The 16,071-nt window shown below is 41.7% G+C and carries 14 protein-coding genes; 10 read left to right on the plus strand and 4 right to left on the minus strand.

The features are described 5' to 3' along the window. The first annotated feature begins 93 nt into the window (after window positions 1–93). Window positions 94–2,592 (plus strand): PilZ domain-containing protein, encoded by a 2,499-nt coding sequence (locus tag N475_RS01070; protein ID WP_063356707.1) that lies wholly within the window; start codon window positions 94–96, stop codon window positions 2,590–2,592. Window positions 2,593–2,636: 44 nt separating this feature from the next. On the opposite strand, the gene ampE is transcribed toward N475_RS01070, so the two are convergent. Beyond that, the gene (ampE, locus tag N475_RS01075) at window positions 2,637–3,521 is read right to left on the minus strand and encodes a beta-lactamase regulator AmpE (RefSeq protein WP_063356708.1); all 885 of its coding nucleotides are present in this window, start codon (window positions 3,519–3,521) and stop codon (window positions 2,637–2,639) included. 5 nt (window positions 3,522–3,526) lie between these two features. Then, on the minus strand, window positions 3,527–4,087 hold the full coding sequence (ampD, locus tag N475_RS01080) for a 1,6-anhydro-N-acetylmuramyl-L-alanine amidase AmpD (RefSeq protein ID WP_063356709.1): 561 nt from the start codon (window positions 4,085–4,087) through the stop codon (window positions 3,527–3,529). A gap of 166 nt (window positions 4,088–4,253) precedes the next feature. Between ampD and nadC the strand changes: the two genes are divergently transcribed. The 7 genes from nadC to yacG all read left to right on the plus strand — a co-directional run bounded on the left by nadC (window position 4,254) and on the right by yacG (window position 10,762). Further along, window positions 4,254–5,093, plus strand: coding sequence for a carboxylating nicotinate-nucleotide diphosphorylase (gene nadC / locus N475_RS01085; RefSeq protein WP_063356710.1), 840 nt, complete (start codon window positions 4,254–4,256; stop codon window positions 5,091–5,093). 255 nt (window positions 5,094–5,348) lie between these two features. Beyond that, the gene (locus N475_RS01090; protein WP_063356711.1) at window positions 5,349–5,813 is read left to right on the plus strand and encodes a pilin; all 465 of its coding nucleotides are present in this window, start codon (window positions 5,349–5,351) and stop codon (window positions 5,811–5,813) included. A 66-nt stretch (window positions 5,814–5,879) separates the two neighbouring features. Next, the gene (locus tag N475_RS01095; protein WP_063356712.1) at window positions 5,880–7,115 is read left to right on the plus strand and encodes a type II secretion system F family protein; all 1,236 of its coding nucleotides are present in this window, start codon (window positions 5,880–5,882) and stop codon (window positions 7,113–7,115) included. A 32-nt stretch (window positions 7,116–7,147) separates the two neighbouring features. Further along, the gene (locus N475_RS01100; RefSeq protein WP_063364542.1) at window positions 7,148–8,029 is read left to right on the plus strand and encodes a prepilin peptidase; all 882 of its coding nucleotides are present in this window, start codon (window positions 7,148–7,150) and stop codon (window positions 8,027–8,029) included. Window positions 8,030–8,031: 2 nt separating this feature from the next. Beyond that, entirely contained in the window at window positions 8,032–8,637 is a 606-nt protein-coding gene (gene coaE / locus N475_RS01105) for a dephospho-CoA kinase (protein WP_081215892.1), read from the plus strand. A 129-nt stretch (window positions 8,638–8,766) separates the two neighbouring features. Beyond that, complete coding sequence (pilB, locus tag N475_RS01110) at window positions 8,767–10,443, plus strand: type IV-A pilus assembly ATPase PilB (protein WP_063364543.1); 1,677 nt, start codon at window positions 8,767–8,769, stop codon at window positions 10,441–10,443. A gap of 76 nt (window positions 10,444–10,519) precedes the next feature. After that, window positions 10,520–10,762 (plus strand): DNA gyrase inhibitor YacG, encoded by a 243-nt coding sequence (yacG, locus tag N475_RS01115; RefSeq protein WP_063356715.1) that lies wholly within the window; start codon window positions 10,520–10,522, stop codon window positions 10,760–10,762. Window positions 10,763–10,785: 23 nt separating this feature from the next. Here yacG and N475_RS01120 read toward each other — a convergent pair whose 3' ends face one another. Beyond that, window positions 10,786–11,679 (minus strand): LysR family transcriptional regulator, encoded by an 894-nt coding sequence (locus tag N475_RS01120; protein ID WP_063356716.1) that lies wholly within the window; start codon window positions 11,677–11,679, stop codon window positions 10,786–10,788. Window positions 11,680–11,766: 87 nt separating this feature from the next. On the opposite strand from N475_RS01120, the gene N475_RS01125 reads away from it, so the two are divergent. Next, complete coding sequence (locus N475_RS01125; RefSeq protein WP_063364544.1) at window positions 11,767–12,819, plus strand: alpha/beta hydrolase; 1,053 nt, start codon at window positions 11,767–11,769, stop codon at window positions 12,817–12,819. A gap of 175 nt (window positions 12,820–12,994) precedes the next feature. After that, complete coding sequence (locus tag N475_RS01130) at window positions 12,995–13,870, plus strand: AraC family transcriptional regulator (protein ID WP_063356718.1); 876 nt, start codon at window positions 12,995–12,997, stop codon at window positions 13,868–13,870. Between the two features lie 6 nt (window positions 13,871–13,876). Here N475_RS01130 and N475_RS01135 read toward each other — a convergent pair whose 3' ends face one another. Next, window positions 13,877–15,967, minus strand: a complete 2,091-nt coding sequence (locus N475_RS01135; RefSeq protein ID WP_063364545.1) for a winged helix-turn-helix domain-containing protein — start codon at window positions 15,965–15,967, stop codon at window positions 13,877–13,879. Window positions 15,968–16,071 lie beyond the last annotated feature (104 nt).

Genomic DNA, 16,071 nt, shown 5'->3' on the forward strand with positions numbered 1-16,071 from the left:
TACAAGTTAAATATGTGGCTATACTGACATAAAATTGGCGAAGGCTGAAATAATAACAACGAGAGACTGTCTGCAGACGTAACGCGAAATGCTATGAGTGAAGATAAACTAGAACTACATCAAGATCTTATTAACACCCTCAAGGAAGACTTAGGCGATCCCAATTTTGATTTTATCTTCAAGCAAAAGACTGCCCAACTAAGTAAACCTGACCAATTTCTTCTCAAAATGGAGATGACACGCCTATCTCAACCGGTTGCTAGATTTATTGATTTGCGCGGCCAAGTATCTGGTGAAGTAAAACCTTACGAGCATGACGGCAAGCAACATTTTATGGATGATGTTGCTATTGGTGTATTCGAACGAGAAGTAGCGCAGCATGGCGCATACACGATGGCCGTGTATGAAGCAGTAATGCACACCGAAAATAACTTTAAAGTCATGCAAAAGCAGGCTCAGGAACAAGTTGATGTTGAACCTGAAGCAACCTATGACCATGCAGCACAATTAATTAGATTTGCTTCTTACGAAAGCCGTATAGAAGAACGAATGAACTATTCAATTAAGATCACGGTTGAGCTCAAAAGCGGCACCACAGTGCCAGCAAGTACCTCAGATATCTCGTTGAGCGGTTCCAAAATCAAACTCTCAAAAAATTACACTGTGTATCCTCGTAATTTACTAACATTGAGACTGGTCGGTCTAGAACAAGATTTTGAGTTGGGGCTTAAAGAAGGCATTCAATATGAAGTGGTTGCCGTAGAGGAAACCAACAGTGACTACAATTACGTGCGACTGAAACGCACCTTTGTAGAAAATAACTCTGGGTTCGACGAATTTCTCGAAAGCTTTATTCATGGGAATAAACGTCGCTATAAAATTAACTTAGACAACACCATGGACGCAGTAGTTTGCAAAGGCTACGAACAATATTACTTGCCACGTGTCAGCTCCTTGTTTGTCTTTTTCAGCCGCATAAACAACATGTTGTTGCCAAGTATGGTGCTGACAAATGAGAACAATGCTTTTATAAGCTATTACTTTGAAGATGAGCGCAAGACTTCTTGCCTGTATAGCGTTTTTAATAATAAGCGATTGCAAACACTGCTTACACAAACAGCGCCAGTTAAAGAAGCATATTGCTATACCTTTACCCATTCCAATGGCGGTAAAATTTATTTTTACTCAGCATTTGACTATGAATTAGAGCAAAAGCCTGAGTTAAAGAGCTTATTTTTAGGATTTGGCAGTGAAAAGGAAAGCTGGCGTGTATTTAAAGTGCAACTCATGCCAAGCCACCATGAAGATGCTTTTATTCCACTCTCGTTACCTAAAAGCGCTGGTAAAAACGTTGAAAAACTGAACAAGCGCCCTCCTCCCCGTGCTCAGGGACTGATAGAGCCCGTACACCATCTTATGATGTTAACCGAAATCACAACGCAAGAACTTCGCAAACATTGCAATGAATTGGACTACCCTCAGGAAAGCATCAATCGCTTGAAAGAGTTTGGTCATGGTAAGGCCAAAACGCCTCCCCCACTGGAAAAGGTTGCATTAGAATATGTTAATTTGCGGGCACACAAGCGCTTTTTATATCGCACAGGTGTAAAACTGAATATATCAGAACAACTCTCTGTAACAGGAAACACCCGTGACTTCTCTATTATGGGTATGCAAATTGAGGTTGAACAACCGAGCGGGGTCACTAAAGGTGACTTAGTCACGGTTGATTTGCCAGATCTACAAAAAATTACTAAACAGCACCAATTGTCAGAACTTAAATATGAAGTCATGGCAGTTAGCAAGTCTAAAACTATCATTAACCTAAAAGTGAAACAGTTTGCTAATGTCCCGCATACCGCTATTGAGTTTTTTACTGCACTCATTGAAAACAATAAAGATAAACTCCAGCCCAGTGAAGAGGCCCCTAAGATCCCAGGCCTCTCTACCGCACTTAGAAACATGGTCACCAAGAGTATTTGTCAGTTGCCATTGTATTTACACAAACAAGCATCACACCTCGAAGTCGGTGCAGTAGGTCACGGTTTATACTCATCGCCACTGCATTCACTGTTACTGCCAAAACTTGTCCAGCAAAACCATCAAGAACTTGTCTTCCCTGATAGCCTATTTCCCAGCAACTATATCTCCGACATACTGACCGAAAACCTAAGGTCTAAGTCCCGTCAGGATAAACCATTACGCTTTACTTTATTTATTCATTTTGACGAGAAAAAGGCAGCCGAAGCAAATGGTGGAATAAAGTCGCAATGCATACCTTTTGGCGAACCAATCGAACCTTTGTTTTTATTTGCAAAAAAGGCACTCAAAAATGGCGTTTTGTTTATTTGCCATTTATATGTATCCAAAACAGGCAGACCGGACATGGATCACTTATCCAATGAGCTTCGCTATGTCAGTCACTATGCTCTACACAAAGCAAAGGGTCTAGAAGAAGCGTTATGGTCTGTAGCAGGTGTATGTGATGTGGTGGATGTAACTGATGTCATACTGCCAGTGCTGCGACTAGACGCTCATCTGATAGAGCGAATGCAACAAAGAAAAGCTGAGTGGCTCGGCCAAATTCATTAAAGAGCCACTCACAACTTAATTTTGTATGTTAAAACAGTACGGCCTTAATTTAACCCTGCAAAAAGTGTTAAAGCGGCAACAATGAACAAGTAAAACAATACATTGCGTTTAACCAGACGCATCATACATGCTGCTTCATAAGTACAGCCGAAGTATTGTTGTTCTATCTGCTCAGCCGCAAGTGCTGTTTCACTGACCACCTTTCGGTTACAAGTCTTAAAGTCCAATAAGTACTTTAACCAACTACCCGTTCCCTTTGAGAAGTTGCCTATGATTAAGTAACCAAAACCAGCCAACCTTGCTGGGAACCAATTTAAGACATGGAAGAAATAACTCAAACGCTCGCTATGTTGGGACAACATCTCGACACATAGACGCTGGTTTTCAGGAGGCTCATCATTTGTTTTATCTTTTAATAGTTCAACCATTGTGCGCGTGGAAGCATATAGCACTGCTCCAGGTGCACCCAATACCACGAACCAGAACATCACAGCACAATAGTGAGTGAAGTTTATCCATGCCAATGTTTGCCCAAAGGTCTCTCCTTGAGGCTCATTTTCAGTTCTAGTTTGTCCCATTTGAAATGCATAAAGTGTCGCAGCTTCGTTATCTCCACGCGCCAAAGCATTTAAATAAGCTTTGTATGACTTTCTGTATTTCGCACACCCAAAACATACTAAAAGTACACATACATTGAATGCCAGTTCCCAAACAACAAAATCAGAAAAGTTATAAAGCAGCGCAACCAGTATAGCTGGAATGACCATCCAAACCATCACTCCAATATTAGATTTTGCAATCCAGTTTCCAGAAATCTTCTGCTGAGACCACTTTTGGTAATGGGCCAAATAATAGTCAATTTGCCAGTAGTCAGAGCGGGCACCTAGTCGCTCAATGATAAGTGCCATTAATATTGAGATTAGTATCATTGTCCTTACTCGGTTGTTGATTCTTGGTATAACGTGTTTAGATAGCGTTGCCAATCAAATACACTGCCTGGATCTGTTTTTCTACCAGGGGCAATATCACAGTGGCCAACAATACGCTCTGCTGTAATTTCAGGGTATTGCGCTAAAATGGCCTTACTGACGGCCACTAATGCAACATACTGTGCATCGGTGTATGGAATTGTGTCTGTACCTTCCATCTCAATACCAATGCTAAAATCGTTGCATTTCTCACGCCCTAAAAAATGAGACACACCGGCATGCCAAGCTCTTTTTGCAAAAGGTACATACTGGATCACTTCACCATCTCTGCGGATAAAGCAATGCGCTGACACTCGAACGCCTTCAAGAGACTTAAAACTAGAGTGTGCATCGCAGTTAATATTCCCCAGAAATAGGTCATCCACATAATCAGTACCAAATTCCCCTGCTGGCAAAGAAATATTATGGATCACCAACAAATTTACATCCGTCTCGTTGGGTCGTTCGTCAAAATGAGGCGACTGCCTTTGAACTGCAAATGGTAGCCATTGATATTGATTTTGCATAAAAAAATTAAATAGTCACTACACCTTACCTACCTTATCAAGATTTCACTCTGAGCACTATGGCAATTTTATGTCACCAAGTTTGCCACTATGTACAAAGAAAATTGTTTCATTGCATTAATCGAAGTAGAATTTAAGGTATAACAAACAATGATTGATTCTAGCTATGCAACCACAACTCATCTCTCAACTCGTACAACAAGCGCTTGACGAAGACTTAAACTACCAATCTGCAGTTGATGGAGATATCACTGCCGCTTTAATACCTCAAGAACAAATTGCCAATGCGTACGTTATCACTCGAGAAGACTGTATTTTTTGCGGCAAGGACTTAATTCTTGAAGTGTTTCGCCAAGTAGACCCAAGTGTTGAAGTAACCGTGCTCGCCAATGACGGAGACAAACTGAGTGCGAATACACGCATTTTTACTGCAAAAGGCTCGGCCCGTGCAATTTTGACCGCCGAAAGAACTGCACTTAACTTTGTTCAAACCTTGTCGGGGACTGCTACAACCACAGCACATTACGTCAGAGCTTTGGAAAACAGCAATACTCAATTGCTTGATACACGTAAAACCATTCCAGGTTTAAGAGCCTTACAAAAATATGCTGTTGCATGCGGCGGCGGCAAAAATCATCGTATCGGATTGTTTGATGCATTTTTGATAAAAGAAAACCACATTGCAGCTTGTGGTGGTATTGCTAATGCGGTGAGTCAGGCAAAGACCAATCATCCAGATAAGCCAGTTGAGGTTGAGGTAGAAAACCTAAATGAGCTGGAACAGGCACTAAATGCAGGTAGTGACATCATAATGCTGGATAATTTTACCGTTGAGGACATTCAAAACGCCGTTAAACTAACCTCAGGTAGAGCAAAGCTCGAAGTGTCGGGTAATATGACTTTAGAGATTTTGGAGCAATACGCACAGGCTGGCGTCGACTATATTTCTAGTGGAGCCCTTACCAAACATGTACAAAGTATCGATTTATCGATGCGCTTTGAATAGTATATTTTGGGTTGTAATTAAATTGTAACTAAATGTACATTTAATACATTGACATTTATTTACAAACGAGATTTAATAAAAAAGAGTTAAATTAATGATTTAGATTAATTCTTTTGACTGTAATCTGGTTGAGACTGTAAAAAACTGTTAAGAACGCTAGGGTAGCAGTTATATCTCTAAAGTTGAATTGGTTTAATAAATCCCTGATGTAAGTGTTAACTAACATCGGGCTTAATATCCCTTAGGAGACACATCATGACGCAAAGACAACAGGGTGGTTTTACCCTTATCGAATTAATGATTGTGATTGCAATCATCGGTATTTTGGCAGCAGTAGCGCTTCCAGCTTACACAGACTATATCAACCGTGCGAAAACTTCTGAGATGCTAGCTGCTTCAAGCATGCCAAAAGCATGTGTTGAAGAAAGAGCACAATTAGGCAGTGCGCCAACAAACTGTGCACAGGGTTTCAGTGCAACTGACCTTGTGACTTCACTAACTATTGATGCTAAAGGCCTAATGACTATCACTGGTCAAAATGACCTTGCAGGTATCGTTATGACGCTTACGCCTAACAGCGCAGCGAATACTGCAGCAACGGCAGATAACTTCACTGATGCTTTTGCTGTTCATTCATGGACATGTGCCGCAACAGTTAGGTCGAATCAAATTAACTGGTTACCAAGCACTTGTACTGCGGCAGTTTCTGGTACACCATAAGATACTGACTACACATTATAAAAGAAACTGGGTTCTGCCCAGTTTCTTTTTACGTGAATATACTCTATGGCTCTCCCTTCTAAAGAAAATACAAACAAAATAGATACTTTCGTTTGGGTAGGTGTAAGCGCTCGAGGAAAAAGACTCGAGGGTGAAATGACTGGCACGAGTGTCGCATTAGTCAAGGCCCAACTCAGAAAGCAAGGTATCACACCCTCTAAGGTTAAGCGCAAGCCTAAGCCGCTCTTTGGCTTTAAAAGTGTGCAAAAAATTACGCCCAAAGATATTTCAATAGTCACCAGGCAAATCGCAACTATGCTGACTGCCGGGGTATCCTTAGTCCAATCACTGGATATGATTGCTTCGGGCGCAAAAAATAAAAGCGTGAGCAAACTTATTGGCACTATTGCCGATGAGGTCAAAGCTGGCCAGCCGCTTGCCAAAAGCTTACGAGCTCACCCCAGGTATTTTGACGAGCTATACTGTGACTTAGTTGAGTCCGGTGAGCAATCAGGTGCATTAGATAGAATTTTTGACCGAGTCGCTTTGTATAAAGAAAAAGCAGAGGCGCTAAAGTCAAAAATTAAAAAGGCCATGTTTTACCCAATTGCAGTTATTACGGTTGCACTGATTGTTACGTCAATTCTGCTTATTTTTGTTGTGCCCCAGTTTGAAGATATATTTACCGGATTTGGCGCTGAACTACCTGCATTCACGCGCTTGGTGATCGGCATTTCAGAATTTATGCAAGAGTATTGGTGGATCATGCTGATCGCAATTGGGGCAAGTATTTATACCTATAAAGAAATGCTCATAAGAAACGAATCTGTGCGGCACACCAACGATAGGCTATTGTTGCAATTCCCAGTTATTGGAGAAATTTTGCGAAAAGCCGCGGTTGCAAGGTACGCAAGAACACTGTCAACTACCTTTGCTGCAGGTGTGCCACTGGTGGATGCACTTGATTCAGCAGCAGGCGCCTCTGGTAACATCATATATAAAAATGCCATTTTAGACATCAAAGGTGAAGTAAGCTCCGGTAACCAAATGAATTGGGCAATGCGCAACTCCAAAATATTTCCAGATATGGTGGTGCAAATGGTCGCTATTGGTGAAGAATCTGGTGCACTAGATAGTATGCTCAGTAAAGTTGCTAGCATTTATGAGCAAGAAGTGGATGATGCCGTTGACGGCTTATCAACGTTACTAGAACCTATTATCATGGCCGTGTTAGGTGTACTTGTTGGTGGCTTAATCATCGCGATGTATTTGCCGATCTTCCAACTCGGCTCTGTCATTTAAATCGCAAAGTAAACAATAATAAGAGCAAATATATGCAAGATGTTTGGCAGTTAATGCAACAACAATCCTGGTTTTTTCTATTGACCGTTGGACTGGTTAGCCTTTGCATCGGGAGCTTTTTGAATGTCGTGATATATCGACTTCCAAAGATGATGGAAACGGAATGGAAAAAAGAGTGTCGCGTTATTTTAGGTGACGAAAGCAACAGCCAACAGGCTTCCAAGTCTACTTTTAACCTCATTACACCTCGTTCGACATGTCCATCTTGCAATACTCAAATCAAGGCACACCATAACATCCCGGTGTTGAGCTGGTTACTACTCAAAGGTCGTTGTGCATACTGTGAGGCAGTAATATCAATACGTTACCCTCTCATTGAAATGCTAACCGCAGGCACATCTTTATGGGTAGCTTGGCATTTTGGAGCTACCTTGCAAGCCTTACTTTATATTGTGCTAACTTGGGCACTAATCGCATTGATATTTATCGACATAGATAAAATGCTGTTGCCCGACCAGATCACATTACCTCTGCTTTGGCTGGCGCTACTAGCTGCTGCGACAAGCATTACAATTTCCCCAGCAGATGCCATTATCGGTGCAGCAGTGGGATACCTCAGTTTGTGGAGTGTATATTGGGCGTTTAAATTACTAACGGGTAAAGAAGGAATGGGCTTTGGAGATTTTAAGCTACTTGCTATTTTCGGTGCCTTGCTTGGCTGGCAGTCCATTATTACGATTGTTTTACTCTCAAGTTTAGTGGGTGCCATAATTGGCAGCGCCCAGCTCACTGTCCAAGGTAAGGATAAAGCCACACCAATTCCGTTTGGCCCCTATTTAGCCATTGCGGGTTGGCTCACGCTGTTTTATGGCAGCGCCTTAAAAGACTGGTATTTAAACTTTTTAGGAGTGTAGTTTTGTCTAAATGGATACTTGGCCTCACCGGCGGTATTGGCGCAGGAAAAACTGCTGCAACCAACTATTTTCAATCACTTGGTATAGACGTGATAGATGCTGATATTGTTGCCAGAGAAGTTGTTATGCCCAATACGGAGGGCCTAAAAGCCATTACTGCACACTTCGGTCAACACATACTTACAGAGCAAGGTGAGCTCGATCGCGCTAAGCTCAGAGAGATTATTTTTAGTGACGAGACTAAAAAAAACTGGCTGAACGAACTACTTCACCCATTAATCAGAGCACAAATTGTTGCACAGCTAGCAGCTGCCAAAAGCAGTTATAGCATTCTTTGTGCTCCTTTATTATTTGAGAACGGCCTACAGTCCTACTGCCAAAAAACGCTTCTTATTGATGTCCCAGAATCTGTGCAGATCGCCAGAACGACTGCACGAGATAGCGTATCTCAAAACCAAGTGCAAAATATAATTGCAGCTCAAATGAGTCGTACAGAGAAAACCAAACTCGCAGACTATATTGTTAATAATGATCGAGACATAGTTGATGTACAGTCTGAGTTACTGTCTTTACACCAATTATTTTTACAAGCTGCACAAAATTATTAATCCTATTTCCCGTAAAATTAGGTATTATTCATTAGAACAAAAAAATAAAATGTTCATTAAAGCAAAATTAAGCAGTTTGACTAATTATTTGCTACATTTGTGTAAGTTGTTGAAGTATTAAAGGACGTTATGGAACATCACTCTCCGTTACTGAGAAAATTCATTACCTTAGGTAGAATTACTCCTGATCAGATAAAGGCAAAACATACCGAAGCGACAACAACCGCAGAATTAATCTGCTTGTGCAGTGGTATGAGTGGTCAAGAACTTGCTGAACAATGTCTTGATTTGTTCCGCGTTCCTTATTTTGATCTCAATGGGTTTGACGTCCAAAATGTGCCTAAAGATCTCATCAAAGAAAAGCTTATCAGGCAGCACTACTTACTGCCGCTGGTAAAAAAAGATCGCAAGTTGTTCATTGCTACATCCGATCCAACAGACTACGGCGCATTTGAAAACTTTGAGTTTAGTACTGGACTACAATGTGAAATAGTCGTTGTTGATCATAAACTGCTTGAACAAAAAATCGATCAACTCTTTGATGACAACTCAAGCCTGTCTTTAAGCGAAGATGAGTTTAAAGAGTTTGCAAGTCTTGATGTTGAAGATGAACCACAATCACAACAACAAGATGAAGAAAAAGACGATGCGCCTATCATCGTCTATATCAATAAAATTTTAATGGACGCGATCAAAAAAGGGGCGTCTGATTTACACTTTGAGCCTTACGAGAAAAAGTACCGTGTGCGCTTTCGTATCGATGGTATTTTGCACGAAATGGCCAGCCCACCCAATACCCTTGCAAGCCGCTTATCTGCTCGTATTAAGGTCATGTCTCATCTTGATATCGCAGAAAAGCGAAAGCCACAAGATGGTCGTATTAAGCTGAAGATTTCAGAGCGTAAAAGCATCGACTTCCGTGTCAGTACCTTACCGACTATTTGGGGTGAGAAGATCGTAATGCGTATTCTCGACTCTTCCGCCGCAAAATTGGGAATTGATGTACTAGGTTATGAACCTGAGCAAAAAGAGCTGTATTTAAATGCCCTTGCACAGCCTCAAGGAATGGTACTGGTTACTGGACCGACAGGTTCCGGTAAAACTGTTTCTCTGTATACCGGTTTGAATATACTAAACAAACCCGAGCGAAATATCAGTACTGCTGAAGATCCGGTAGAAATAAACCTTGAAGGTATAAACCAAGTACAGATCAATACAAAAGCGGATATGACTTTCGCAAACGCGCTGAAAGCGTTTTTGCGACAAGATCCAGATGTCGTAATGGTTGGTGAGATTCGAGACTTAGAAACCGCTGAAATTTCGATAAAAGCAGCGCAGACAGGTCACTTAGTATTAAGTACACTGCATACTAACTCGGCGCCTGAAACTCTTACCCGTTTGCTAAATATGGGTGTACCCGCATATAACGTTGCGAGTTCGGTAAGCTTGATCATTGCTCAGCGACTTGCAAGACGACTATGCCCGAAATGTAAAGAGCCTGAGACCTTGCCGCCAGAAGAGCTGTTACGTCAAGGGTTCAGTGAAGAGCAAATCAAAGATCTAACTCTATTTGCGCCCAAAGGGTGCGATCATTGTACCGACGGATATAAGGGGCGAGTGGGTGTTTATGAAGTTGTTAAAATCACGCCTGAGATTTCTCAAAAAATCATGGCTGGCGCCAATTCATTAGAAATTGCGGAATTAGCGGGTAAGCTCGGTTTTGATAATTTACGTTTATCAGGCCTGAGAAAAGCCGCATCAGGGGTAACTTCTCTAGCCGAGATCAACCGCGTTACCAATTTTTAAGCATTCATAACCTCGCTGGTATAGTTTGCTGCAAAGCAGTAAACTATACGCTTGATAGATAAATGAGTATTCCATTATGCCTACAGCCGTGAAGTGTCCGACATGCCAAAAAGACGTGATCTGGTCAGCTCAAAGCCCTCATCGTCCTTTTTGCTCTAAGCGCTGTCAACTTATAGATCTGGGTGAATGGTCAGAAGAAAACAACAAAATATCCACTCAAGTACAAAGTTCAGATATGGGTCAACCAGATCCTCAAGCTTTAATCGAGGATATTGAAGCAATGCTGGCTAAAAACGAAGACGATTTCTTCAAACAATAAGACCCTACGTGCTAAGTGCCTCTTTAGCTTAGATTACTTAGCACGCCATACAGTGCTTCAAGCCCTTTGTGAGCCTGCCAATTCTTGCTATACAAATAGTAATCCACACTTGGTAAATGCTCTTCAATATTTATAAAATCGACCTGTTGCTGATATTTACTACACATTGACTGTGGCACTATGGCGGCGCCTAAACCGGCAGCGACCAGAGACAAAGTTGTCGATTTCGTTTTTACCTCTTGGACCACATTCATCTGTGCTTGAGCATCACTAAATACTTGCGTTATTGCAGCGTGTAGTTTGGGCTGAACCTGCTTTGGATAATGAATAAATGGGCGACCACTTAAAATGCGAATCGACGTGGAAGGCATCGTTAACTGCCACTTTTTGGGACAAGCTAATACGTATTTTTCACTTTTCAAATGACGTAAATCTTGCTCAGGCAAATCAGGCGCATGAGCACGAATTATCGCGCCGTGTAGCTGTTGTGTGTCGCAGCGGTTGATGAGATCGGTACTACTCCCTTCTTCTATTACTAGATCTAGATAAGGTTGCTGTGCTTGTAAAACCGCCATACCGTCCGACATCAAGGCTTCAAAGGCAAGACTAATGCATCCCACTTTTAAGGGATGGCCCTCTCCCTTTTGACTGGCAAGCACACACTCCCCAAGCTCAGCATGCGCAGCTAAAACCCGTTTCGCTTTTTCTACAAATAAGCTACCAAACGCAGTGAGTGATACTGACCGTGTAGAGCGCTCAAACAAGGCCATTCCTAAGTTGTTTTCAATTAATCGGATCTGTTGACTCAACGGTGGTTGAGACATATGTAACCTGAGTGCAGCTCGACTAAAGCTAAGCTCTTCAGCAACGACCACGACATAATTTAGCTTTTTGATATCCAGCCAATTTATATTCATTATATATAAATAAACAATTTTTAATATTTGTTCTTAATTTAGGCCCGGTGTAAGTTTAGTGCAAGCTAAATCAGCAGGAGAATAACAATGAAATACCTGAGCCTAATATTACTGCTATTTTTGAGTAGCCAATTGCACGCAGAAATAGTCAAAGTTCCTTTTACCTCTAAAGCTCTAGAAAATAGCTTAATTGGTACCAAAGCCACACGAGACGTTCATATATATCTACCGGATGATTATCATACTACCAAGACTCGTTACCCCGTTTTGTATTTTTTAGGCGCTTATAGCTGGCCAATAAAATACAGTAGCCATATCGAAAAAATGCTTGATAATCACAAGAAGCAGGGTAATACCATGGAGATGATTGTGGTGATGCTAGAAGGAAATACACCACTAAGAGGCAGCTTTTATGTCAACTCTACAGTACATGGTAACTTCAGCGACTATGTCCTTGAAGAAATTGTCCCTTGGATAGACAGTACATATAGAACAAAAGCACAAGCAAAGCATCGTGGAATAGCAGGATTCTCAATGGGGGGGACTGGTGCACTGCGATTTGCCGCAAACAACCCAGATGTGTTCGGTCATGTTTATGCACTAAGCCCTGGTATGTTTAATGAACAAGGTATGGCTAAGTCCTATTTGACATCAGACGCAGCGATTAAACGCTATCAGGCATTCAAGCAGAAGCTTGCAGCAAGTACTGAGCCGCAAAAAGTTATGGCCGAAGAGTTTGCTTCTTTTCAAGGGCGCGAAATTTGGGAAAATGGTCAAGACAATAGTTACAGTGCCTACTTAATGGCGTATGCAGGCGCGTTTGCAGGTACATCAGAACAACCTTTTGGTACGCACTTTAGCAAAGATGCAAAGCAAAAGCCGCTTTGGTACAGTGGATTTGGTGAGCTAATTTCACTCTACACCACCCCAGCTATTATAAACGAGCTACACTCTGTGCATATCGAAGTAGGCGACAAAGACGACTATATTTGGATCACTGAGGGTGTTCTGGCACTTAAGCAAAAAGCGCAACAGCAAAACCTTCCATTGTCATTTAATGTGTTTTCGGGAGGTCATAGTGACAAAGCGCTAGCACGTCTAGAGCATCATATGTTGCCATTTTTTGCAAAGCGCCTTTAACACTTGCGAATTGGTACCACAGCTTTTGTGGTGCCTTACCTTGAGCTCTCTTACAAAACATCACTGCGAGTCTAAAAATCGCAAACATTATCAATCCCACCTGCGCTACTTTAAACTTGTCGCCAACGACATATAAGCCTATAAGGGTATTTTCAATTGCGGATCACGAATTGTTATGAAGCATAGGATAAGTACACAAAATCAATACGAGCACCGTTTACTCAAAGTTATTGATTACATTTATGAGCATGCTGACAAAGAGCTTGATGTAAACACACTGGCTGATGTGGCTTATATGTCTGCTTATCACTTTCATCGCATCTACCGTGAATACGCAGGTGAAACCATTAATCTCACAGTGAGAAGAATGCGTATGTTAAAAGCGGCGACATACCTTGTACGCAGTGACTTGAGCCAACAACAAATTGCAAAAAAAGTTTGTTATGGCAGCGTTGAAGCATTTAATCGTGCGTTTAGGAAACACTATGGTGAAACACCCCAGCAATATCGCCAATCTCGTGTTGACACTCAACCTAACGTCACTGAGTTATATCCAAAGTCTCAAAAGGAGTACCAAACAATGTATTCAGTTAAACAACAGCACATCAAGTCACTGTCATTAATCGGCATTTCACACCAAGGCGATTATATGAAAATAGGGCAAGCATTTGAAAAGTTGTCTTTAATGGCTGGTAAGGCGCAGCTGCTTGACCAACACACTCGCTATTTCGGGATTTACTTTGATGATCCAGACTCGGTGGCACAAGATAACCTCCGCTCTATGGCCTGTATTTCGGTTGATACCGCTTTGCTGCCAGAAGATCATCCATTTGAGCAGATCACAATTCCCGAAGGAGACACGGTCAGTATATTATTCAAAGGTGACTATCCAGAACTAGAAAAGCCATATAATTGGCTATATGGAGAATGGTTGCCACAGAGTCAGTTTGAACTCGCTGATTTTCCACCTTTTGAAGAATATTTAAATGATCTTAAAGATACCGCACCTCAAGATCTTCTCACTGAGATCAACTTTTTAGTGAAAACCTAGTTTACACTACTCTCTGCCAGTGACTTGAACGAGATCACTGGCAGCCAGTAACTCTTTTGAATAAATAACTGACAGTAATTTTGGATGCAAATCAAAATTAAATGTCCATTCATTGCGACTCAAAGGAAATGAGCGTTGCTGCATAGTATCTAAATCCAACTTGTTTAAATGTACTATCAAACTTTGTTTATCTGCCCAATACACAGCGTTTTTTCGTGCAATAATTGTTAATTCAGCAAGCCTAGGCAACTGTACTAGTCGCTTTTCATCGCCAGATGAAAAGGTTTGTACTAACCAAAAATCATCTCTTAATATGAACACTCGACCAGCTCCATCTTCAATACGCGCTAAAGTATCATCTCTCACCCGCTCGGTTGTCTGCGTTTCAATATCGTAGCGAAGCAATTTATAGCTATGTTGCTCTACTCGAGAAAAATAAATATAACGTCCATCTGCATTCCAATTGGCATAAGCGATCTGCTCATCATCCCCTGTAAGCCATGTAAATCTCTGATTTGGAATATCATACATAAACAGCCGCTCTTCTCTTCTACCCAATAAATGCGCACCATTAGTACTGACTTGTAAGCCATTGATGGCATCGAGCGTATCAAATCGATGTAAGAGTGTTTTTTCACCTGCGTGCGGGCCCTCAGCAACCAGTTGATATAAATAACTGTATCTCGAGTCCCGACTAAGATAAAAAACTGCATTACCATCATGGCTGTATATGGGCGACCACTCCACTTGATCACTGGCTATTTTAAGCATTGCTGGTACCGATTTCGACGTACTGAAAGGGTTGGGCATTGAGACGATATCTCTGTAGTTCATACCATGACGACGCATCAGTAGACAATCCTCGGCACATTCACCAAAAACATCATTTAAACCTGGGGTAATTTGGGGTGAAACATTTAGCTGTCCACTGCCGACATGAAACCTTGCAAGCTGACCTTTAAAACTGCTAAGTAGCAGTGAGTTGGGCTGCTGTTGGCTCCATACCAAGTTGGAGGCCTCAAATCCAAGTAACGTTTCATGAAGCAAATTTCCATCATTCAGTGCAAACACCAGTAAGCGATATTGACGCAATTGCTGATTTCTAACCACGGCCAAATACTTGCCATCGAAAGACTCCTTCGCCAATACGTCGCCTCGCCCTTTAGACAGAGGAAAAGTGATCTGTGTGCTGGTATGATTCGCTAAATTATAACTGAATATCGCTTTACTACTGGTTTTGTAGTGAGGACTCTCCCCCACTACATAGGCATTGTAAAAAACAGATTGCCCATTCGCAGACCATCCCTGAAGCGATGGATTTCTCTGTGGTATCTCCAAACGACGAGGATTGCGCAAAGTACCTTGATGATAATCAGCTAAGAACACCTGATAGCCTTTTCCAACATCTCTTTTATACAAAACTTGCTTGCCATTTGGTGACATCAATATGCCGTGATACGCACCATCATCGCCACTTAATCGATATAGGAGATCACGATTTAAATCTTTGGCATACAAAGAAAATGGCTCTCTGTTACTGCCCCGATACATAAACATCAGCGTGTTAGTTTTGGCGTTGTATTCTCCGCCCATTTCAGAGCCTGAAATTCGCGTCAGCGGTGCAATATCTGCCTCATAAGGTGTACTGCTCGTTCCCAATAAAAAAAATAGTACCCAAACTAAAAAAGTAACCAGTGCCATGCTGGCAAGTACCCACCAACGGCTTGATGGTGTTTGAGATTGCACTTGCCTCTCAATTGGTTTTGCCGCTTCACCGACAAATTGATAGCCCTGTAATGGAATGGTTTTAATAAAGCGAGGTTCTTTCGCGTCATCACCAAGTGCTAAACGTACTTTTTTCACCACTCTGCGAATAGCATCATCAGTGACCTGACGATTGCACCAAACATGCTCAAGCAGTTCCTGACGACTGACTATTTCACCAGCTCGAGAAATCAAATAATTGAGAAAAGCCAACGGCAAAGGTTCCAATCGCTGCTCTCCTTGGGCGTTCTCCACTCGACCAGAGTTAAAGCAAACTCGGTTATCAGCCAGTTGCAGCTCGTTCGACGCCTCTTCAATCCTTTGATTTTTCATATTATTTTTCTCAAGTTGAATGACTAATTGTGACTTTTCTCAGTCTACACATAAGTTCATAACAATTCCATGCCAGTCACAACTTCACCTTGGCAAACTGCGCT

It is taken from the genome of Pseudoalteromonas luteoviolacea DSM 6061, assembly GCF_001625655.1.
In the GTDB taxonomy this organism is placed as follows: domain Bacteria; phylum Pseudomonadota; class Gammaproteobacteria; order Enterobacterales; family Alteromonadaceae; genus Pseudoalteromonas; species Pseudoalteromonas luteoviolacea.